Source organism: uncultured Finegoldia sp. (assembly GCF_947252345.1).
In the GTDB taxonomy this organism is placed as follows: Bacteria; Bacillota; Clostridia; order Tissierellales; family Peptoniphilaceae; genus Finegoldia.
In genome coordinates, this window is sequence record NZ_CAMXVC010000029.1 from 1 (window position 1) to 22551 (window position 22551).

17 protein-coding genes and 1 other annotated feature are annotated in these 22551 nt (G+C 33.4%); of the genes, 3 read left to right on the forward strand and 14 right to left on the reverse strand.

The features are described from left to right. Positions 1-76: 76 nt before the first annotated feature. Positions 77-322 (reverse strand) — a binding site (T-box leader). 96 nt (positions 323-418) lie between these two features. From Q0X02_RS06445 to Q0X02_RS06460, 4 genes are all read right to left on the reverse strand, one after another. Further along, positions 419-1483: a lipoprotein gene (locus tag Q0X02_RS06445; protein ID WP_297813264.1), complete on the reverse strand. Its 1065-nt coding sequence runs from the start codon at positions 1481-1483 to the stop codon at positions 419-421. An 8-nt stretch (positions 1484-1491) separates the two neighbouring features. Continuing rightward, positions 1492-4020 carry a ribonucleoside-diphosphate reductase subunit alpha gene (locus Q0X02_RS06450; RefSeq protein ID WP_297813267.1) on the reverse strand — a complete coding sequence of 843 codons (2529 nt, stop codon included), beginning with the start codon at positions 4018-4020 and terminating at the stop codon, positions 1492-1494. Positions 4021-4188: 168 nt separating this feature from the next. Then, positions 4189-4794 (reverse strand): ABC transporter ATP-binding protein, encoded by a 606-nt coding sequence (locus Q0X02_RS06455; RefSeq protein ID WP_297813270.1) that lies wholly within the window; start codon positions 4792-4794, stop codon positions 4189-4191. Positions 4795-4797: 3 nt separating this feature from the next. After that, positions 4798-6471, reverse strand: coding sequence for a hypothetical protein (locus tag Q0X02_RS06460; protein WP_297813272.1), 1674 nt, complete (start codon positions 6469-6471; stop codon positions 4798-4800). Positions 6472-6662: 191 nt separating this feature from the next. On the opposite strand from Q0X02_RS06460, the gene Q0X02_RS06465 reads away from it, so the two are divergent. Next, positions 6663-7352: a DUF554 domain-containing protein gene (locus Q0X02_RS06465; RefSeq protein WP_297813275.1), complete on the forward strand. Its 690-nt coding sequence runs from the start codon at positions 6663-6665 to the stop codon at positions 7350-7352. Between the two features lie 721 nt (positions 7353-8073). Here Q0X02_RS06465 and Q0X02_RS06470 read toward each other — a convergent pair. From Q0X02_RS06470 to Q0X02_RS06505, 8 genes are all read right to left on the reverse strand, one after another. Then, on the reverse strand, positions 8074-8274 hold the full coding sequence (locus tag Q0X02_RS06470; RefSeq protein ID WP_297813278.1) for a hypothetical protein: 201 nt from the start codon (positions 8272-8274) through the stop codon (positions 8074-8076). A 624-nt stretch (positions 8275-8898) separates the two neighbouring features. Continuing rightward, positions 8899-9243 carry a PqqD family protein gene (locus Q0X02_RS06475; protein WP_297813281.1) on the reverse strand — a complete coding sequence of 115 codons (345 nt, stop codon included), beginning with the start codon at positions 9241-9243 and terminating at the stop codon, positions 8899-8901. Continuing rightward, positions 9230-11149 (reverse strand): OPT family oligopeptide transporter, encoded by a 1920-nt coding sequence (locus Q0X02_RS06480; RefSeq protein WP_297813284.1) that lies wholly within the window; start codon positions 11147-11149, stop codon positions 9230-9232. Before Q0X02_RS06480 ends, Q0X02_RS06475 begins: the two co-directional genes overlap by 14 nt. 302 nt (positions 11150-11451) lie before the next feature. Next, positions 11452-12912: a flippase gene (locus Q0X02_RS06485; RefSeq protein WP_297813287.1), complete on the reverse strand. Its 1461-nt coding sequence runs from the start codon at positions 12910-12912 to the stop codon at positions 11452-11454. A 172-nt stretch (positions 12913-13084) separates the two neighbouring features. Continuing rightward, positions 13085-14230: a double-cubane-cluster-containing anaerobic reductase gene (locus tag Q0X02_RS06490; protein ID WP_297813290.1), complete on the reverse strand. Its 1146-nt coding sequence runs from the start codon at positions 14228-14230 to the stop codon at positions 13085-13087. 181 nt (positions 14231-14411) lie between these two features. After that, positions 14412-15845, reverse strand: coding sequence for a UDP-N-acetylmuramoyl-L-alanyl-D-glutamate--2,6-diaminopimelate ligase (locus Q0X02_RS06495; protein WP_297813293.1), 1434 nt, complete (start codon positions 15843-15845; stop codon positions 14412-14414). A gap of 122 nt (positions 15846-15967) precedes the next feature. Further along, positions 15968-16810, reverse strand: a complete 843-nt coding sequence (locus tag Q0X02_RS06500) for a beta-carotene 15,15'-monooxygenase (protein WP_297813296.1) — start codon at positions 16808-16810, stop codon at positions 15968-15970. A 16-nt stretch (positions 16811-16826) separates the two neighbouring features. Then, positions 16827-17687 (reverse strand): polyphosphate kinase 2 family protein, encoded by an 861-nt coding sequence (locus tag Q0X02_RS06505; protein WP_297813299.1) that lies wholly within the window; start codon positions 17685-17687, stop codon positions 16827-16829. 638 nt (positions 17688-18325) lie between these two features. On the opposite strand from Q0X02_RS06505, the gene Q0X02_RS06510 reads away from it, so the two are divergent. Beyond that, positions 18326-19213 (forward strand): N-6 DNA methylase, encoded by an 888-nt coding sequence (locus Q0X02_RS06510; RefSeq protein ID WP_297813301.1) that lies wholly within the window; start codon positions 18326-18328, stop codon positions 19211-19213. Between the two features lie 84 nt (positions 19214-19297). After that, entirely contained in the window at positions 19298-20185 is an 888-nt protein-coding gene (locus Q0X02_RS06515) for a type I restriction enzyme endonuclease domain-containing protein (RefSeq protein WP_366094157.1), read from the forward strand. Positions 20186-20367: 182 nt separating this feature from the next. Here the strand turns inward: Q0X02_RS06515 and Q0X02_RS06520 are convergent, their stop codons facing one another. Then, on the reverse strand, positions 20368-21657 hold the full coding sequence (locus Q0X02_RS06520; RefSeq protein WP_297813303.1) for a DUF2254 domain-containing protein: 1290 nt from the start codon (positions 21655-21657) through the stop codon (positions 20368-20370). Positions 21658-22223: 566 nt separating this feature from the next. Then, positions 22224-22400 (reverse strand): hypothetical protein, encoded by a 177-nt coding sequence (locus Q0X02_RS06525; protein ID WP_004166897.1) that lies wholly within the window; start codon positions 22398-22400, stop codon positions 22224-22226. Positions 22401-22551: the final 151 nt, after the last annotated feature.

A 22551-nucleotide genomic window follows, 5' to 3' on the forward strand; every position in this document is an offset into this window, starting at 1 on the left:
TGGTTTTTTGTTTCGCTCACTTCGTTCGCTCAACACACTTAAGTGCACAAAAAAAGCCCTTATGTGACATTCATCACATAAGGGCGAATATATCCGCGTTACCACCTTATTTTAAAATACTATAAAAGTATTTCCTCATTGTTCAGTACGTATTCATACCTAGCACAAGATATCGGGTGCGACCGGAAAAGTTTAAAAGCAAATGCCATTCGACTTTTCTAACTCCAAGACCATTTTCAGTAACTCTTCTTTATCTCATTCCACCATACTGAGACTCTCTGTGAAAGCTTTCATTACTTACTCTTCTTATCAGTGTTAATGCTTATTTGTTTAACTTATGGATATATAATACACGCTATGATTTTTTTTGTCAAGCTTTTTTGAAAATTTTTTAAATTTTCTATCACAAATTTTATTTCTATTTGAAGTAAGGATTTCGGTGTAGATTGTCCAACAACTTTTCATAAGTTGTCCAACCGAGTCCTAAATCGGAATATTTTGCGTATGGTTTGTCGATGCTGTAATGTCCATCGCAAAATCCCTTGTTGACCAAAATAGGCTCACGAACTTTGGAATATCCCGTGTACAATTGGTTTTTGCCACGTTCAACTTCAGGAAGCTTCTCCATTATTAATTTCGGTCTGTTTTCAAAGCCGTAATTTTTAGCACCTTTATGAGAAATCGTGGAGTGCGTAAAATCCAAGAAATACATCTTGCCATTTAATTTCGCCCTGTCAATTGAGTGATTGCGATACGGATTGGACTCTTTGTCGAGAACATCGTCTGGCATTGAATCAACCCACCATATTTCAGAGTATATTCCACAGTTGTTTAGCACATCATTTGCGAGCTCACTGAATGAATTGCAAGTTCCCTCTTTGTTAAACAACAAATCGCATCCAAATGTCGATGAAAGTTGAGGGTCGTATTTGTAATCGTCAATCAACACCTTGGCCAAATTTTTAACCGTTTCGAAATCATCTTTGCCTTTTACTTTTTCAGAAAGCTGATTTAATTTGTCGATGTATTTGTACGTGAACTCCAAGCTGTAAGGATTATCTCTGAAATCTTCGTTCAAAACAGATTTTAATTTCATCGAAAAAATCGGCTTATTAATCGAGGAATTTTTTACAAAATTCAAATCTCCCACGACCAAACTGTCTTCGGCTGTTTTCTTGTCTTCATCGTCGTATTGTTTCATAAAATTTTCGACATCTTTTTTGTCATTTCCAAGAAAAATAATTTCACTCTTGCCACGAGTTTCGTGCAATTTTTTAATTACTCCTATTAATTTTTCCTTGCTGTTGACATATTCATCATAATTTATCGATGAATCAATGTCTTTTGGCTTTTTGCCATTCAAATCATCTTTTTGTACTTGTTGTGTGGTTTGTTTTGGTTGAGAGCTTTCATTTTTTTTGCTACAACCTGTTATCGTGAGCAAAAAAGACAAAGCCAAACATATTGTCAATAATTTTTTCATAACATCTCCTATGCGCTACAACTGTCGCAGTCATTTACTTCTAGTGATTTACTTCTCACATAGTAGATGGATTTGATTCCCTTCTCCCATGCTCTAATGTAGATGTTCAAAATTGTTCTCATCGTGTAATCTGTTGTGATGTAAATGTTGACCGATTGTCCTTGGTCGATGTGACGTTGTCTGATGCTTGTGGCATCAACTGTGATGTTTTGGTCTAGTTCGTGTGCATTCTCATACAACCAGAATGTTTGTGGAGTAAGCCCCGGTGCAACTCTAGGGACTATCGTTCCTTTTTTCTCTTCAAGGAAATATCTGTTCATCACAGGGTCAACTGCAGCAGTAGTTCCTGCGATTATTGATGTTGAACCAGTCGGAGCGACAGCCATCAAATATCCATTTCTCATTCCATTTTCTTTGATATCGTGGTACAGCTCATTCCATTTTTCCGAATTGTAATCTCTCAATTTGAAGTATTCGCCATTTTCCCAGTCACTTCCTTCAAAATATTCGTACGAGCCTTTTTCTCTCGCGATTTTGTTGCTTGCTTTTATCGCAAAATAATTTATCTTTTCGTACAATTTATCTGCAAATTCCAAGTGTTTTCCAACATCGGAATACATAATGTTGTTTTTAACTAAGCAATGGTGATATCCACTTGTCCCTAGACCAATTGGACGGTATTTTTTGTTAGTGTACTTCGCATATTCCAATGGATAGAAGTTCAAATCAATTACATTGTCCAAGCCCCTTACGGCTGTTTCGACAACTTCTTCCAATTCTTCATCGTTATTGACGTCTATATTTCCCAAAACGAGCGATGCTAAGTTGCACACAACAAAATCTCCCGGTTTCGTCTTCGTGACGATAATATCGTCTCCGTCTTCTGTTTCTAATGTTTCACTTATTGAATGAATTTCACTCATATTCTGCATAATTTCCGTACACAAATTTGATGAGTAAATCATACCTTTGTGTTTGTTTGGATTCATTCTGTTCACCGTGTCACGATTGAATGTGAAAGGCGTACCTGTTTCAGTCCATGATTTTATTATCAGCCTAACCAGGTCTTTTACTTTTATGACACGTCTCGAAATTCTTTCATCAAGTACGCACTCATTGTACCTCTTTTTCCATTCGTCACCGTAGTAATCTTCCAAGTTGTAACCTTTTTTAGTGCTAATTTCGTGAGGGTCAAACATATACCAATTGCCTTCGATGTCGTCACGAACCATTTCCCAGAACAAATCCGGATAGCAAACAGAAGGAAAAACATCGTGTGCCTTCATTCGGTCATCGCCGTTGTTAGTTCTCAATTGCAAAAATTCCAAGATGTCTTTGTGCCACACATCTAAGTACACCGCAACTGAACCTTGACGCACTCCCAACTGGTCGACAGCAACAGCAGTGTCATTTGCAAGTTTAATCCATCTGATTACTCCACCTGCAACGCCCTTGAAGCCTCTTATGTCGGAACCATTCGCCCTAACTTTGCCAAAGTACAATCCCATTCCTCCGCCGTGCTTGGACACTTGTGCAAAATTGTTGATGGAACGATAAATTCCCTCCAACGTATCTGGAACTGTGTCTATGAAACAGCTCGACAATTGGTTGAACGGTTTTCTGGCATTACTCATAGTAGGTGTCGCAACTGTCACTTTTAATCTGGACAAATTGTCGTAGATTTTCTTTGCCCAGTAAATTCTGTCCTTTTCCTTCAAAGCCAAGTGCATCGCAATCCCCATAAACATTTCCTGAGCTGACTCTATGACTCTGTTGTCGTGAGTTTTAATCAAATATCTTTTGACAATCAAATCAAAAGCACTGAAAGTGAACAACTTATCTCTCTCATCGTCCATATATTTTTCCAATTCATCTATGTCATCATCTGTGTAGACTTCTCTTATATAGGAGCCGTACAATCCACTCTCATCCAAAAACTTTATCTTCGATTTAAAATCTTGAAGGTCATATTGAACCTCAAGTTCTTTGATGTTTTGTTTCAAATTGTAATTCATAAACAAAGTTGCGATATACTCCCAATTTGGAGCTTCTTTGCTTACCAATTCACCCGACGCTTTGGACAACAAATTGACCATATCGTATTGTGACAAATTTGGCTTGACAAATGATTCAAACTTCAAATACAAATTCTCGATTGAATATCTAGTTGAATCGTAATTTTCTTGAATGTATCTGATTATTTCAATCACGTCATCATCAGTTATAAATTTCTCAAATTCTTCAATTACTTTTCTGTCAGTTGTGTGTTTAGCTCGATACAAAATAAAAGATTTTACAACTTTGTACTGTCCGTGGTCAATCAATGTCAATTCCACCAAATCTTGAATTTCTTCCACGGTTACCACGTGATTTGTTGGGTATTTGTTTAAGATTGTGTTTTCAATCTCCAAAGCCATTTTTTCCAATTCATCTTCTTCAGCAAAAATCCCAACAGAAGAATAAGCCTTCTTCATAGCCAATTTTATCTTCGATCTGTTAAAATCAGCCAGGTTTCCGTCTCTCTTTCTAATTTCCATTATATCTCCCTCTATATCGCTTATATAGTGGATATACCGTATCCATCTACAATTTATAGTATTTCGTACTATTAAATATTACCACAAATTCAATCTAAATAACACGAAATTTATATAATAAAAATTTTTCAAATAGCTAAAGTATATTTTTTATCGATGACAATTTCATCATTTTATCCTAATAATACTGCTTTTTCCAAGCTTCATAATCGGGAACTTATCCGATAATTTTTCTTTTCTGTCAGACAAAATCAAAAATGAAATATTTTTTTCTTCAAACATTTTCGCAAGCTTTAAAATGTTTTGTTCATTGAAAATTTTTGTGAAATTATAGTATTTTTTTACAATCGCAATATGACAATCTGAAAGCACGACCTTGGCGTAGAATAATTTTAAAATTTCATCTTCAGTCAACTCTTTTATTTTGCAGTCCAAATTCACATTCAAACTTTTATTTAGATTGGTGATTTTTCTAAAAATAGTGACAGGACTCATTTTCATTGACCTCAACACCAAAGATAAATTGTCATAGACGTTTAAATGCTCATACAGCAAAAACTCATCAACTACATAAATTCCACGATTTATGGATAATTCATTGTTAGCCAATTCACCATTTATGATTAATCTGCCGGTCGCATACTTGACATTCATCATTATTCCGACAAATTTATTCAAAGTTATTTTGCTGGAATAAATCTGACAATTTTCCGTTATTTCTCCGCTCAAATTCTCAAAATAATTTGTCGAATACTTATCAAAAACAATTTTCATAATCTACCATCTTACCCTTATCTTCACTATAATATCCCATAACAAGTTAAAAACAGACACTATTGCAATTATTAAAAACAGTATTTTAAAGTAGTAATTTGAATCTAACCAACTGCAATAAAATGCCAGTGTATCCATTGAGCCTTCTGAATATATGTCAATCATATGGTTAAAATAAACCCCGGCAAAGCAAAACATTACATAATAGCATACAAAATCGAACAAAATTGTCATTAGATTTATTTTATTCGTGTAAATTGGAAACACAACCCATCTGTAATATTGTGGCTTTGTTAAGTTGTCATTGTGCATAAGATAATTTATCTTGTTCGATAAAAACCCTATTTTTTGCATAGAGTAGACGTTGAAGAAAACGGTCGCACTCACCAAAAACAAGCTTACAAGTGTTATCAACAAAATCATACTCTGATCGTGTAGCACATATTGCTCGAACACCTCGAAAATTTTCCTAAACAAAAAATCATTTGAAAACATCAACAAAAACACAAGTGAACATATTGATAAAACAAACATAGACAAGTTTATCTCCCTGTCAACTCTTGAGAAAACCCTCCAATTAATAAGAGACAAAACCTCTGAAACGGAAAACACCATCACACTTAATACTATGGATGCACCGACAACCTTCCAATCAAATTCATAGAAAAACCTCGAATAATTTTGCAACAAAAACCTCTTGTTCTCACCGTAAATGCTCAATCCGACGACAGCCAAACCACAAATGAATATCACAGAACAAACTAAAATGTAAATTATACTTATGTTATCCAAGAAAAATTTGTTAGTTTTTAACTTAAAATTAATGATTGATTCACTAAAGCTATTAGGCCTGATTCCCCTTTTTATGTCCCTTGAAATTTTTATGAAATTTATTACATTAAATACTTCCAATGATATAAGAGTAAAAAAAGCTATTTTATCGAGCTTATTTATCTTAAAATCGCCAATCAAAATATACACACAGCAGAGGAATACACTAATCATAATCAAAAACTTGTACAATTGTCCGAAACCCAGTTGCCCCAATCCTGGTATTAAATAACTCAATTTGAACTTAGTGTCATAATCACAAGGATCTACACTCATTTCTTTTCTCAAATCGTAGATATCCTTGTTCATCTTTTTTATTTCGTTGTTGATTCTCTTTTTGTAAACTTGATTCAAACTTCTCTTGACACTGTACAAGTATCTTCCATCTTTTGAATACTCATTTACAATAAATTCCCGTCTATTTTTGCTGTGGATATGTGATTTTTTGGAAAGCCTAGAGGTTTTTTTTGAAAAAGAATAATACTTTGCTAAATCTTTCAAATAAATTTTAAAATCAAAACCCTTTTCAACATTGCCGTTGTTTTTTATGGACTCGTCGAGAAAATCCTCGTCGTTTTTCTTATCCTGAAAAATTTGAATAATCTCTTCGGTTCTATTTGAAGCCAAAAGATTTTTCTTGTAAATATAATCGTAGAAGCTTGAAACACCCCTGTATTCTTCATAAAAATCAACCTTTGAACTTGCAATAAAATGCTCCACCAAAAGCTTGTTCAACAAGCTGTCGTTGTGGTGTGCCAAACTATGCTTGAATCTAAGGACAGAATTATCCAATTCCTTCAAAAAGTTTATCTCTTTAATTTTTATTATATCTCGATTATTTTCCATAATTGACTCCTATGATTCAATCAATATTGATATTTTTTTATTATAGCTCTCTAAAACTTTTATGCGCCACTTGTGATTGTGATATTTTATTTACATATTATCATCACTTTTAACCACTACATTGTTAATAATTAAAAATATTACTTTACAAATTGAATAATTTGTATTATTATATTCCAGGAGGATTAAATATGTTTTACATTCTGATAAATGTGTTTGCAGTAGCAATAGCTTCATTTAGTGGAAGATTGTTGAAATCTTTCTTACCCAAAAAACTCATAAAATGTATTATGGATATTGTCGCCGTATGCGTTTTAATTATGGGAATACAAGGAAGCATTAAAAGCAACAATTTCATATTTATGTTGATTTCACTTGTCATCGGTGCTATAATTGGTAACGGACTTGATTTGGACAAGAAATTAGCTCATCTTGTAGAATATTTGCAAAGTAAAGTCAAAGATTCATCTGGCTTTTCAATGAAAGGTGCAATCACTTTGATAATGTTGCAAAATATTGGCTCAATTGCAATCCTCGGTCCGTTGAATTTGGGATTGAGTGGTTCATCCGATATTATGCAATTTAAAATAATATTGGACTTCATCACGACATTTCTTTTTTCCGCGACGTATGGATTCATAGTTATCCTTTCAGGATTAGTTGGATTGTTGATGAACACATTGATATTTCTATTATCAACATCTTTAAGTAAAATTTTAGTCCCAGAAGTAATTGAAAATATGTCAATAGTAGGCTCTCTTATAATTGTCCTACTAGGAATTGATATGCTGGAAATCAAAAGATTTAAAATAATGGATTATTTACCGGCACTTTTCATACCAATATTGTGGTATATCATCAAACAATTACTTCACTTATAACAATTAAATTAGTTAACAAGATATAGGGGAAAACTCTATTGCCTTCAAATTTATGAAGAGTTATCTCCCCTTACTCCTTTCTTTTTAAAACATATGATGCCATCATATGTTTTTTTATTGTTCCTTTTATTATACCTCATTTTGCGAAAATTTAAACAATAAAATTTTTCACATTAATTTTACAGAAAAAATTTTGGTTTTTTTTCACTTTTTTTAAAAAAAGTGTTTAAAAATGTTTTCAGTGGGTATATATATACTACAATAAAAGATATCTTAATTGTAGAGTGGAACTGTTACTTTAAGTTTATTGATTCCGATGAAAAGGATATATAAACACAAGTTGTAAAAACACTACCGATTTTATTTGACGACAAATAAAATTAGAACTGTAAACATTTAACCATTTAACATTAAATTAAATTTTTCCTAAAAATCGAAGACTTAAGCAAATTAGAGATTTAAAGATTGATTCGTTATATCTTGAAAAAAGTTTATCTTATAGATTAGTACAAGGAGTTGGTAAGGAAATGATTGAACCAAAATATCAGTTTAAGTGCAGTTCACTCGGAAAATAAGAGCCGTTTCAGACGAAGGAAATTGACTCTTATTTTTTTGTGCTTATTTTTACTTCATAAGTTTTTAAAAGCAAAAATGGAGTCACCCTGTCGATAACTCCATTTTAAATAAACCCTATAACTATTTTCCTATTATATTAAAAGTCTTATCTTTTATAAATATTATCTAACAAAGTAGAAGCCATATTTATTGCACATATAAGAGATAAACCTCTACAAATAACAACTCCATCAACAGATAAATCATATCCTTTTGTAACGAATACTTCAGGATAAAAATACAAAAAGATTGCTACTATAATAAAAATTATTTTTGATGTAATATAGAAATTTGAACTTGTTTTCATGATAATTCCTCCATTTCTTTTCCTCACTTTCGATTTTTTTTAATAAATTTTTAAGCTACTCATCGAAAAGTGATAAATCTCCATTTTTATGCCTTTGAGGATTATTATAGTTCATAAATTCCACCTATCTCTTTCTTGATGTAGTCATTTAATTTTTAACAACAATTATGATTATTATACTTATATGTTTCTTCTCCGTCCAAATCAAAAATTTGATACATACAAACCTCTAAAGCATTTGCTATATCGTTAGCAGTTTTAAGACTCGGAATTTTTTCCCAGTTTCCTTTTTTTTATACTCGTCCTTTATATACCTATTTTTTCCTAAGTCTATGTTGCGATAAACCTAAAGATTTACTGTATTTCTCGATTCTATTATTTCACCTATTTTTAGTTTAAAATAGTTTAGCATAATTATGATTGAACGTCAATAATTTTTCATGTTTTTTGATTACCTTTTCCTAAGTTGTCATTACATAATATCTATGTTAATATTTTTACATTTTTTCATTACTCTATGTGTTTCTTTAAATTCTTTTTTATGGTTGCTCCTCTTGTATTAGCCTATGAGTTTATTTTGTGTTGCACTTGTTATGATAAATTATCTGCATAAAAAAAGAAGTCTTATTCAGACTTCTTTTTGAGTTTAACAATATTATTGTTGTATAGAATTTGTATGAATTGAGCTAGTCTCTCATAAAGAGGTTCTATCTCGTTTCCGTATTGTTTTTTTAATTCTTGCCCTATTGTTATAATGTCTTTTTTTCCGTCAATCAATTTAAAAACATCGCTTCCGTATCCCTCTAATTTTATTTTAGATTCTTCTGGTGTGAAGAAAATTTTCTGTGCTATTTTGTCGAAAATTCCGTTGTGTTTTTTCTTCAAAATAATCAAACCATTTTCTTCATAAAACTCTATCTTTTCATTGATTTGCGGGATAAATTCCAAGAAGTTTTTATTTTTTTTCATCGTGTTTTTTAATACATGTGAAAAGCAATGATGCTAATAACAATACAAATACGACAAGTGAACCAATTTCTCCTATTGAAAATTTGGATGATATGTCAATAATTTCAGATATTGGTTTGCCACCTATTTTTACAATCGCAAATGCAGCCAATAATATTCCAACTACACCTTCACCTGCGATGAATCCTGATGTGAATAGCACTCCATTTTCTTCTTGTTCTTTTCTATCTTGTTCGTTTTTAAGTTTTCTCTTGTCTACAAATAATCTGATTAAACCGCCTGTCATTATGGCTGCGGATGTGTTGATTGGCAAGTACAATCCAACTGCAAATGGCAACACTGGTATTCCAAGTATTTCTACTACAACGGCAATGAATGCGCCTGCGAATACCAATCCCCATGGAAGTGAGCCTCCCATTACACCTTCGATGATTAGTTTCATCAACATACCTTGTGGTGCTGGAAGTTCTTTCGAACCGTAACCCCATGAAGAATCCAATAACCATAAAATAGATCCGATTACAACTGCTGATACTACAACGCCTATTATTTCTCCGATTTGTTGGCGATAAGGAGTTGCTCCGACAAGATATCCTGTTTTTAAATCTTGTGAAGTATCCCCAGATATTGCAGCTATAACGCAAATTACAGTTCCTATTGAAATTGCCATCATCATACCTTCATGTCCGGTATTTCCCGTTGCTTTTATCAACAAAGATGTAATCAAAAGTGCAGCAATAGTCATACCAGAAACTGGGTTGTTTGATGAGCCTATGAGTCCTACCAAACGAGATGATACTGTCGCGAAGAAAAATCCAAACACTACAATTATTATTGAACCTATTGGTCCTACTGGAACAACCGGAAAAACAGCCATAACAATAGCTATAGCGATTATAGAAATCCCAATAAGCTTCATACTCAAATCTTTTTCAGTACGAAGAAGAGAATTTGAACCGATTCCTTGTGATTTGTAATCTTTCATCGCATCTTTGAATGTTCTGATAATCAAAGGCAATGATTTGATTAAGGATAATATACCTCCCGTTGCAACAGCTCCAGCGCCGATATATCTCAAATATGTTCCCCAAATTTTGCCGACACTCATTTGTGAAATTGCTACAGTGGAAGAACCAATTATATTGTCGCCACCGAACAACTTCATTAGTGGCATAATAACTAACCAACCTAAAGTTGCACCACTTAGCATATATCCCGAAATCTTAGGGCCACAAATATAACCAACTCCTACCAATGATGGAAGCGGGTCTATACCAATACCTGCTCCACTAAAAGATTTTGTAGTGATTTCTTTGGACAATGATGATGGGAAAATTTTCAAACCATCAGCCACAAATTTGTAAAGTGCAGCCAGTCCCAATCCCTTGAACACTAGCTTAGCCTTGGCTCCACCTTCTTCTCCTGCCAACAAAACTTCTGCACAAGCAGTTCCTTCTGGATAAGGGATAATTCCATGTTCCTTGACAATCAATGCGTTTCTAAGAGGAACCATAAACAAAACACCCAACAATCCACCAATAAGAGTAATCACTCCGATTTCTAGCAAAGATGGCGCTGGTTGTTTCCATTCTTTCATCCAAATAAATAATGCTGGCATCGTGAAAATAGCACCTGCCGCTACGGATTCCCCTGCAGAACCTATCGTTTGTACGATATTATTTTCCAAAATTGAATCTCTTTTAAAAATCAATCGAATAAAACCCATTGAAATAACAGCAGCCGGTATTGATGCGGATACCGTTAATCCAACTCTAAGTCCCAAATAAGCATTTGCACCACCAAAAATAATCGCCATAATAATACCAAAAACTATTGAAAATGGTGTAAGCTCTGGGACAACTTTATCAGCCGAAATAAAAGGCTTAAAGTCATTATTGTTTTTCATAAATATACCCTCCTTTTATATATATTTACATACCCTATTATTATACCAGATAATTATTAGATTGACGAATAATTTCAAAATTCACAATTATCTAATAGTTTTGTAAACAACTATCAATAATTACAAAATGGATAAACCGCCAAATTATTATACAGATGATTCATTTCATTAATATCTTGCCAAGAATGAACATAATCGACAAACTGTTTGTATTTTTACGCACAAAAAAAGCATCTACTTTTGTAGATGCTAATTGATTATTTTTGTTTAATAGAAAATTTTTAATTCTAAATTGTCTTTTGTTATTTTAAAAGTCTTTTCAGCGGTGTTTTTTTGAGTGTTTGGATAAATACTTTGTTTTTTCCGACTAACAAAATCATCAAATATCCAAGTACGGATATTAAAAATACTGCGAAAAGATTTACAGTGTAATTTGTGATGAATTTAGTTACAATTATTTTAGTTGCAACAATCCACAATCCACCTGCTACTGCAAATTTTAATGTGTACAGCAATTTGCGCATTTCAAAATATTTCCAAAAATCTTTAAATTCATACAAGCATACTATTACTACGAGCAATTCGGAGATAGCTGTAGTGATTGCCGCTCCGTTTTGTTGCATCCACGGAATGAATACAAGGTTCAAGACGACATTTGCAATCGCTGATATTGTTGTAGCCTTCAAGTTCAGCGCTTCTTTTCCGAGTGGAACGTTCATACAAGTTGTCACAACTCCTCCAGTTATTGCGAAGAAAACCGAAACCGACAATATTTGTAGTGAAAGTGTCGCTCCCAAGAATTTTGTTCCCGACAAGATGTAGATTACATTTTTCGATAAAACTCCAAGTCCTGTGCACATTGGAATCATAAGTAGCAACAAGAAACACGATATTTCGGTCAACAATTCTCTAAATTCTGTTTTATCATCCAACATTGCAGCCTTCGATAGTCTTGGAATTGTAACCATATAAATCGCTCCGAGCATTTGTTTTACAACAGAGTACACTCTGACACTTACTGCGTATAATCCTGTGTAGAAGTTCCCCGATATCCAGCCCAACATTGTCATATCTGCACTGACATAAATCAATACTGCGATGCTGTTCGAGAAAAACAACATTATAGGCTTCAAATGCCTTTTCAAATTCAACTTAAATGTAGGACGTAGACTGACGTATTTTCGAACGTGCAATATATTCGACACGCAAACGAGTCCATTTACAAATACTGTAAGTCCCGCGTATTTTAAATAATCTGATTTTGTCTTGACAACGAAAAACAGCAAAATCATTCCCAATGTTTGAATCAAAACGCTTCTGATTGTGATGTAGACGTAGTCTTCGTGAATCGCATTGACCCATTCAACGCCTAGTGTCGCAAATATTATCGTAAAACTCTGTACGAAAATAAGTGACGCGTAGTCGTGCATTTTTACGGAAACGACACAGAAAATAAACAAGCACAGATACGACAACAAAGTCGACACCAAATTTATCGAGAACACTTCACGGGAGAATTGATTTAACTTTACTTTATTTTCACGATACTTCGAACCTTCTCGTACCGCATAATTTGTAATCCCCAGTGATGCTATCAACATAAATATTCTTATTATTGAATCCCCATAACTTACTTTACCCATATTTTCTACTTGCAAAATCCTCGTAGCGTACGGGAAAGTTATCAGTGGGTAAACGACGCTTAGCCCGACTTTTATTATATTGAGCATAGCGTTTAATTTTAATGATTTTTGTTTTGCCAAAATTCCCACTCCTAATCTAAAATTAGTACTTTATATATTGTATCACACAAATTAAAATAGAATATTAAACCATCAAAAAAAATAACCGCCCAATGGTCAAGGCGATTATTCACTAGAGGTTTTCTAGTTTTGGATTTTTCACTTATATTATACACTATTTTTAGATATTTTTCTACAACATTTCAATAAAAGCACCAATTCTGGTATTCAATTGTCCAATATCGGATTTCGAGTAATCAGTTTCAACTGCAATGTAAGGAATATTTTTCTTGTCGTTTACAAATCTTTTGATTGACAACCCTTCAACTTGATAAGGAGTGCAAGCTTGTAGGTGCATATCGATAACGCCATCAACTTTGTACTCGTCAATCATTCTGTCCAACAAAGTCAATCTGTTTTCATTCGGACTTATGCAGGCACATCCAATATTCATATATTTTCTTGCAATCGCATCAATCATATCGGGATTGTTTTCGTCCACGTTTTCATCAATAGCCTTCGCACCACCGCAGTTTTCGTAAGTAACCACAATCGCTCCGTTGTTTTCGACAGCTTCGATTACTTTTTCCGTCGCTCCTCCGATTGGACAACCAGTAATCAAAATTCTTGGTTTTCCGGAAATATGCTTGTGTTCTATCATTACTTTTTCTTTTAATTCCGCAAGCATTTGAGGAATAGATTCCTTGTCAAAATCAAATTGAACGCCATTTAGTACATGCCACAATTCTTGACCTGTCATTGGCAAATCATCAGCCTTCATCAACGAATAGAAATCCTTCACCGCTGACCTCTCTGCGTTTTTAACATAAATTGCGTGTCTCAATTTTTCATCTGTAATCTCAACGCCGAACAATTCCTCGATTTTTTTTATCATCTTTACTATTTCCTTCTTCCACAAAACAAGTCCTTCTTCGCTGTTTTTGTTTGGAAGTTCCATTACATGAACAGGCTTAAATTCCCCCAAATATTCGTACATTTTCTTCTTGCCATCACAGGTAGTCTCACCTATAACCAAATCCGAAAAATAAAAGAACGGACACTTGTCAGTCATAGCAAATCCATACGACGATTTTATAAGTGGACATAAGTTTTTGGGCAAATCCCTCTCAGCATCTTGGATAGTTTCATCGCTTGTTGCACACAAGCTCACCGAAGTAGCTCCCGCTGAAATTGCTAATTCTTGTGGAAAAAACGTACAAAAAATCCCAATAATAGGAATATTTTTGTCCTTAATTTCCTTCACTTTCAAGAAGGCATTTTTTCTTCCTTCTTGGAAATCATTAAAAATTTCTGGCAAATCTTTCTTCAAATCAACCATTTAATCACCTCTTTTCAAATAGTATCATCAATTTAAAAATAATACAAAATGATAATCATTATTTATAGATTTTCCCTATAAATGAATTTTATTGTGAAATTTTCACTTCTAAATCTCTACACAAAAAAAGACAATACCATTTGGAAAGTTTCGATAACCAACGGATATTGTCTTCGTTTTTTTAATTTTGCAATTCATTCAAAACTTCTGTAACTGTTTGTTTCTCAGAATATGGCGTTTTTTCGTTTCCTTTTAACTTGATGAAATTTTCTTGTCCTTTTCCCAATAGTAATACAAAATCAGAAGGCTTTGCGTTTTCAATCGCAAATTTAATGGCAGATTTTCTGTCTTTTATTCTGATGTACTTGCCATTTTCTTCCTCAATTCCACTTACAATATCATCGGCGATATTCTCGTAGGTGTCAAATTTCGGGTCATCTGTCGTCACCACAGAAAAAACACCATTCTTTGCAGAAATCTTGCCAACCTGTCTTCTTATTTCCGACGTTCTGTCGCCACTCATACCGTAGACTGCGATTTTCTTCTTGTCGGCTGGAATTGATTGATAGATATTTTCAAACGCTTTTGGCGTGTGAGCGAAGTCAATTACGATGTTTATTCCCAAATCGTTCGTTACAAATTCAAACCTCGCCTCAACTCCTTTGAAACTTTCCAAAGACTTTGCGATATCTTCTAGTGAATAACCTAATTTGTTTACACACACAATCGCACAAATTGCATTGTAAACATCAAAAATAGCAAACCTGTTCAGTATAAAATGAACACCTCGCACATCGAAGTTCATCTTGCCATCAATCAGTTTCACATTTTCTGCTTTAAAATCAGAATCATTCACAATCGAAAAAGTCACCGCTTGAGGAAATCTCTCCTTAGCTTTTCTACCGTACTCATCGTCAATATTCACGACTTGAATCTTGGAATTTTCGAGCAAAATCATCTTGCAGTTAAAATAATTTTGCATATTTTTGTGAAAATCCATATGCTCCATAGACAAATTCGTAAAGCAAGCTACATCAAAATCCACCCCATCAAGCCTGTGCAAATACAATCCGTGGCTTGAACATTCTACGACAGCGTTGTCGATTTTTTTGTCGACAGATAATTTTAAAATACTATTTATCTCACAAATTTCCGGTGTCGTGTTAGATGTCGGATGCTTTTCGTTGCCAATGAAAGTTCCATTTGTGCCGATATTTGTGCATTTTGAACCCAAATTTTGTAAAATATGACTTATCATAGAAGAAGTCGTAGTCTTGCCATTTGTTCCGGTCACACCTACTACTTTAAGCTTTCTCGATGGATAATCGCAAATAACATTGGATATCTGTGCAAGTGCAATTCTACTGTCGTTGACTTTGATGTAGTTTATTCCACCAATTTGTTCAACATTTTCAGTGACAACAATAGTGTTAGCTCCGTTCTCGATAGCTTTGTCGATGAATTTATGCCCGTCAAACTCGTTTCCTTTTATAGCGACAAAAACACCTCCAGCTTCGATTTTTCTCGAATCGTTCGTCACATTAGTGATGGAGTCGTCATTGTCTTTCGTGAAATCTATGTAATCAATTTTTTCTAAAATGTAATCTAGCTTCATTTAATAATCCCCTTAAAATTTTCATTTCTATAATATTATATAACACTGATGTTCGAGTTTTGCAAATTTAAAACAAAAAAATGCTACCCCCCAAAAAGAGATAGCATTTACTTGCAAATATTTTAATGAACCATTGTAGCTATTGAAACTCCGATAATTATAGCTGCGACTATAAGTCCAAATACAATTCCCGAAACAATACTTATAATTGCTGATTTTATGCCGACTGCAAGAAGCCTTTCATCTTCGATTCTGTCGTAGAATACCGAAGAATACAAAACCACTCCTATTATCAAATTCAATATCGCTGGTATAAATGTAGTTGGCAACGCCATTGTCAACACTCCCAACAAAGATTCAGCTGCGACATAAACCCCAAGTCTCGCATCTCGTTCGATTGGATTCAAAGCTGGCTTCATATCTTTTTTTGTGAAGTGGAACATAATTCTGCAAACCAAAAAGTAGAAAAACATTGATATAATAGCTGTCAACACGCTGAACAAATTGTAATTAACACCTATTTTTGCTACACTTGAAGCTTGGTCAGGGTCAAGTTTTACTTTTAAAACCAATGTAATATATGTGAACAAACAGAACAACAAGAATAAAATTATAAATCCACCCTTTTTATTGAATTTTTCAATAAATCCATTCAAGACAGAGAATATCTTTTGGCAAAAACCAGCATATCCCGCTGAATTTCTTTGCGTGAAATCAACAAGTTCATTTTCCTCTTCCTCTTGATTTTCAAAAAAGAAACTGTCATCTGTTTTCTCATAGTGCTCGTGTTCATCTGAACAAGAACACTCCTCGTGAGAGCTGTAATTTGAGTTCACATTTGAAAAGCTATCGCTGTCCTCGCTGTAACCCCCACTTTTGTTTTCATTATTTGAAAAATAATTGCCATCTTTTATGTGCTCATTATCTTCATTTCCGTAATTTTTTAAATCTTTATCGTCTGACATATTTACCTCCCTTTAATTAATCCTGTTTTTTTTCATCTTCTGATAGGAGAACCTCTCTCCATTTATCCAACTGTTCTTCCTCTTCTTTCGAAAGCTTTGGCGTTTGTGGATTCATCTTTTCAAACAAATCCAACATAATTTCGCTGACAACAAACCTTGTGAACCACTTGTTGTCTGCCGGAATCACATACCAAGGCGCATAATCAGTCGATGTGTTTTGTAACATATCCTCGTATGCCCTGTGATAATCGTCCCAGTTTTTCCTTTCCAATATATCGCTCGCTTGAAACTTCCAATGTTTTTCCTCCAAATTAATTCTATCCAAAAGCCTTCTCTTTTGCTCATCCTTGGACACATTCAAGAAAAACTTCACAACCTTGATTCCATTGTTGTCCAAATATTTTTCAAACGCATTGATATCTTCGAATCTTTTTTCCCAAAAATCATCATCATTTCTATTGTTTACCAAATTATGAACACGAGTCACCAGCACATCCTCATAGTGAGACCTGTTGAAAATCCCAACTTCACCATAAGCAGGAGTAGCCTTAGTGATTCGCCACAAATAATCGTGGTCCAATTCTTCGATAGAAGGCTTTTTAAAAGAAGTAACCTTGCAACCAGAAGGATTGAGAGCAGTGAACACCTTTTTTACCAAGCTATCCTTGCCTGCAGCATCCATCGCCTGAAGCACCACCAATATCGCTCTTTTATTTTCTGCGTATAATTTTTCTTGGTATTCAAACAATTTTTTTAAATTTTGTGGCAGTATTTCTTCCGTCACTTCTTTTTTGGAAAAAGAATCATCTTTTTTTGTGCTAAATTTTTCCAAGTCCGCCTTTTTATTTGGTGTAACCTTGTATTTTTTAAAATCCATATCATTACCTCGAACATAATCACGCCGTGCCGACAAACAATCGACAATTTATATTATTATATTACTACAAAAAACAAAAAAATTCAACACTTTACTATAACATTCATACAATTTATAACTACTTTACCAACAATTTCTCTCAATTAACCAATTTAATTAAAAATTATTACTGTCAAAAAATTTTTTGACACACAAAAATACCGCTGCTCGAAACTATGGTCTAATTTATTATCCAAACGTAACCCCCCTTGGAAATATTATTCAATTTATCCTTTATTACAAATGCTCTCATTTTAATCCCAGCTACAGTTTTTAATCTTCTGTAACCGTTGAATTTACAAAACTTTTTTATCAACTATTCCCATTCATTCAGGCCTCTTTATCATTGATGTATTCACATAATTGTGATAATATTAATTAAGAAAATAAGGCGAAAACTAGGGCTGTCAATTATAAAAGCTCTTTTTTGATGAATATATTTCCAATCAGAGCTTAATTAGAATTAGCAATATTTTCGTCAATATTATTACCAAACTACGCAAAGTGCAATATACCACTAGAGAAAGTGTAAGGCATATATTAAGCTTTACACAAAAAGCCCAATGATGTTATAGAATTTAAAGCGGAGAAAAATCGAAATGATTAATATAAGAAAACTAGAATCAGAATTATGGGAATCTGCGGATTTATTACGTGCAGGTTCAAAGCTGACATCAAATCAATATTGTATGCCTGTTCTTGGGCTTATTTTCCTACGCTACGCATATAGCAGATACAAAATGGTTGAAGCAGAAATCTTAAAAGGACGTCCATCTCGAGGAGGTCGAGTTTTGCCTGTTGAGGCAAGTGACTTCGCAGCTAAGAGCGCCTTATATCTTCCTAAGGAAGCCCATGATTATTTGTTGAATCTTCCTGAAGATATTTCTGCTTTAGGACTTGTTAATAAAGACGGTCATACTATGAATAGTTTAGGAGAAGTTGTCAATAATGCTAGGCATCTCATTGAAGAACAAAGCGAACAATTAGTAGGTGTATTGCCTAAGACTTATACCGATTTCTCTGATGAGATTTTATCAGAACTTCTTCGTATATTTAATAACTCAGCTCTTGAAGAAGTCGATGGAGATATAATCGGAAGAATCTATGAGTACTTTTTAAATAAATTTGCAAAAAATATCGCATCAGATGATGGTGTTTTCTTTACACCTAAGTCTCTTGTCAAGATGATTGTTAATATTATTGAACCTACAAGTGGTGTCTTACTTGACCCAGCTTGTGGCTCGGGTGGTATGTTCATTCAATCAGGGGATTTTGTAAATGCTACAGGAATGAATGCTAACAGCACTATGACTTTCTATGGTCAGGAGAAGGTTGAATATAACGCTCAGCTTTGCCTTATGAATATGGCAGTTCATGGACTAACAGGTGTCATCAAATCCGGTGACCAAGCTAACAGTTTCTATTACGATGCCCATAACCTTGATGGCTCTTGCGATTATATAATGGCAATCCACCTTTCAATGTAGACAAAGTAAAGGCGGAATCATGCGAAAGCGCAAAGCGTTTACCTTTCGGTATGCCCAGCATTAATAAAAATAAAGAAGTTGGAAATGCTAATCAATGCTTATGATTTTATGAAGTTATCATATCTTCAGGAAGCAGCCAATGCAGTATGTGGTTCGATTGAGGATAAAAAAACATTTACTACCTATGCTTCTGAATTGAATCGTCTAATGAAATATGCTGACAGAGATGATATCACGAGCCACACTCGTAAGCAGTATGAAGCTATTAACGCTATCTATGCTGAACTTCAGAAAAAGCGTAAGCACACCAATACCACTGACCTTATGATTGAAATCAATAGAATTATAAGTGATTATGTTGAGATTGAGCTTACACCTACTACGGTGCGTGAAAAAACACGTAGATTTGATATCAGTGCAATTGATTTCGACCTTCTTCGCAGGGAGTTCGCAAAAGTTAAGAAAAAGAATCTTATTCTAAAGGATTTAGAGGAAGTAATCCAAAATAAACTTGACAGTATGCTTTTTGCTAATCCTAATCGAATTAACTATTACGAACGCTATCAGCAAATTATCGATGATTATAATAGTGAAAAGAACCGAGCTACAATAGAAAAAACTTTTATGGAATTGATGGATTTGGCCAATAATATGAGTCAAGAAGAACAACGCTATGTCCGTGAAGGCTTTAAAAGTGACGAGGAACTTTCTTTTTATGATATGTTGTTCCGTGATGATTTGAGTAAAACGGACATCAAGAAACTCAAAGAAGTTACAATATCACTAATACAGAAAATTAAAACAAAAATTGCAGAATTTGACCATTGGACAGATAAGCAAGAAACAAAAGCAGCTATTAATAATCTTATTCGTGATACACTTTGGAAAGAATTGCCGGTGTGTTACGATGAGGTAAGTATCTCTATGTATCGTCAAAATATTTATGAATATGTATATACTCGATATAGATAAGTTGCTTAACAAAATATTATAACCAATCTCTTATGCCATTTCAGTTCTTGAGCATAAGAAAACGACCAGATAGGTTAACTGACCTCCTTTAGTTAGTTTTTAAGTCTAACTTTTGGGGGTCAGTTCATTTCACTAATTGGTCACATTTTAAATTTAATTTAAATTGATTCAGACGTATTTTCCTATAAGCTTACTTGCTCTTCCATATTGTTTTTTATTCTTTTAAAACTATCCAAATGAATTTCGTGAGTAAAATTTTCTATTAAAATTTCATAGCTATCATCAAAAAACTTTTTTATGCTTTTTTTAGCACTTATATCTGCCATTGTGTATATGATATAAAGTCCTTGCAAAATCGCTTTTGTAACTAAGGGATCACCTGCTGAATAAGAAATTATCTGGCTGAAACCAAGATATAGTTCGTCCTCCACAGAATAACTTTGATAAATTATTTTTACATCTTCGTCCTCTTTCAGGATTATAAAATGATTGCCTGTAGATAATAGTTTCCCTAGCAATGATGACATTTTATTTATACACATTATTGCAGTATTTGGATCATTTGTGCCAGGGCTTAGGGCCATATTCGCGATTTCGGTTAAGTTTACAATTCCACGGTGATAATCTTCTTCTCTATTATTGTAAGCATTTATTATAAACAATGGACTTAATTTTTCTTTTAATTCTTTTTTATCATTATCATCTAACTCGCATTGGAATATATTTAATTCCCCTACGCTTTCTCCTTTGGTTGTGTATTCACCAATTCTCTTGTTTATAGTAAGTTCTGCTTTTATGCCATTAAGCTCTTTAAAAATCTCATCTGCTTTTATTTCAAATAAATAACCTGAACTCTCAGCTACAATTGATAACTTTGTAGATTCGTCGCCTTCTTCATAATGCTTAGCTTTTTTTCTTAGTTCTACCTCTTTATCAATAAGTTTCTCGCAATCATTAAAAATATTTTCTATAATATTTGATACTTTTAGATTATCAAGAACCTGCCTTGAGAAAGCTATAAAACTTAGCATCGCAATTATAGCATAGGCTATTCCGAAACTTCCAGCGACAACATGTTGGTCTGGAGCAATATCTTGCAATAATAGGATACTGATTACTGAATAGAAAAAACCACTTACAAATATACCATATAAACCAAGAACTCCGGTCCTATCTATGAAACTCTGAAGCATCCTAGGTGATATGCTACTGCTATATTTATTAAGTACAGTGACAATAATTGTAAAACAAAAAGTACTTATAGTCAAAAATATTCCAGATATATTAGAAAGGAAATCTACCGAAACTTCAACCGACAACAATAGTTGTTTGGGAATATAAGATTTAATTGCAATATATTGATGATCAAAAATCCAGGTAACTAAAAGAAGCGACACTGTTAAAATTAAAAATCTTGACATTCTTAAAAAATTCTTATGATTAAAAAACCACAATTTAATTTTGGACAACATACGCAATCCTCCTGTTTAAATATTGTAATTATGAAACTATATTATCATATACTTGATTTTTGTCCAATATGAAATGGTATATTCATCTTTTTGTAATTGAAAAATCCTTGGTGATTTTCCCGCTTATTTCCCCAATCTATCTTCAATCAATCTCTAAAAGAAACTACTCAATTACACCCCAATGAGGTTTATTAGAAATAATCCCAGTTCGCCATTTAAAATGCTACAACAATTTGTGGAATTAAATGGATGGATTAGACGCCGATGAAAAGCCTCGCAGCTGAGTCGTACAATTAGAAAGTCGAGGTTGTGAGTCGACGAATCAAGTTTAATACGCCATTTAGACCGCAAATTTATTCCCATTCTTCTTTTCCAAACGTACGATACACTAGATAATTTTTTTAGAGCATCACTAAATCTATTTTAATTTATTTTTCCCATTATATATTATCCATGGTTTTTACATTTATTTTTTTGAAAATAAAAAACTACCAATAATCTATTCCTAGATTCTTAGTAGTTTTTATTTATTATAACTTAGATTACTGATTCATCAACTAAATTACTTAAATTTTATTCCAGTCCTTCTCTTCTAATTTTTTTAAATTAGCCTTGTTAGTTCTAAAAATTCTCCCATTAAAAGGAATTTCATATCCTATTCTTTTTCCAATATGAACTAATTCTATAATAGCTTTATTATTTTTAACTTTGATATCAAAAGAGCTGATTTCATTCCATGGCATCAACAAAAAGTCTCCTTTAACAGAATTACTTATTTCCTCTTCGTGAATTCCTTTGTTTGAAAAATATAAGATAAAAGTTCTATTTGAATCAAATGTATAATATACCCCCCCTGTCTCTTATACACATCTCCGAGCCCACGAGACCGTTATT

Excerpts from the sequence above, each read along its gene's own strand:
- Q0X02_RS06445 (WP_297813264.1), bottom strand. The coding sequence starts at position 1,483 with ATGAAAAAATTATTGACAATATGTTTGGCTTTGTCTTTTTTGCTCACG.
- Q0X02_RS06450 (WP_297813267.1), bottom strand. The coding sequence starts at position 4,020 with ATGGAAATTAGAAAGAGAGACGGAAACCTGGCTGATTTTAACAGATCG.
- Q0X02_RS06455 (WP_297813270.1), bottom strand. The coding sequence starts at position 4,794 with ATGAAAATTGTTTTTGATAAGTATTCGACAAATTATTTTGAGAATTTG.
- Q0X02_RS06460 (WP_297813272.1), bottom strand. The coding sequence starts at position 6,471 with ATGGAAAATAATCGAGATATAATAAAAATTAAAGAGATAAACTTTTTG.
- Q0X02_RS06465 (WP_297813275.1), top strand. The coding sequence starts at position 6,663 with ATGTTTTACATTCTGATAAATGTGTTTGCAGTAGCAATAGCTTCATTT.
- Q0X02_RS06470 (WP_297813278.1), bottom strand. The coding sequence starts at position 8,274 with ATGAAAACAAGTTCAAATTTCTATATTACATCAAAAATAATTTTTATT.
- Q0X02_RS06475 (WP_297813281.1), bottom strand. The coding sequence starts at position 9,243 with ATGAAAAAAAATAAAAACTTCTTGGAATTTATCCCGCAAATCAATGAA.
- Q0X02_RS06480 (WP_297813284.1), bottom strand. The coding sequence starts at position 11,149 with ATGAAAAACAATAATGACTTTAAGCCTTTTATTTCGGCTGATAAAGTT.
- Q0X02_RS06490 (WP_297813290.1), bottom strand. The coding sequence starts at position 14,230 with ATGGTTGATTTGAAGAAAGATTTGCCAGAAATTTTTAATGATTTCCAA.
- Q0X02_RS06495 (WP_297813293.1), bottom strand. The coding sequence starts at position 15,845 with ATGAAGCTAGATTACATTTTAGAAAAAATTGATTACATAGATTTCACG.
- Q0X02_RS06500 (WP_297813296.1), bottom strand. The coding sequence starts at position 16,810 with ATGTCAGACGATAAAGATTTAAAAAATTACGGAAATGAAGATAATGAG.
- Q0X02_RS06505 (WP_297813299.1), bottom strand. The coding sequence starts at position 17,687 with ATGGATTTTAAAAAATACAAGGTTACACCAAATAAAAAGGCGGACTTG.
- Q0X02_RS06510 (WP_297813301.1), top strand. The coding sequence starts at position 18,326 with ATGATTAATATAAGAAAACTAGAATCAGAATTATGGGAATCTGCGGAT.
- Q0X02_RS06515 (WP_366094157.1), top strand. The coding sequence starts at position 19,298 with ATGCTAATCAATGCTTATGATTTTATGAAGTTATCATATCTTCAGGAA.
- Q0X02_RS06520 (WP_297813303.1), bottom strand. The coding sequence starts at position 21,657 with ATGTTGTCCAAAATTAAATTGTGGTTTTTTAATCATAAGAATTTTTTA.
- Q0X02_RS06525 (WP_004166897.1), bottom strand. The coding sequence starts at position 22,400 with ATGCCATGGAATGAAATCAGCTCTTTTGATATCAAAGTTAAAAATAAT.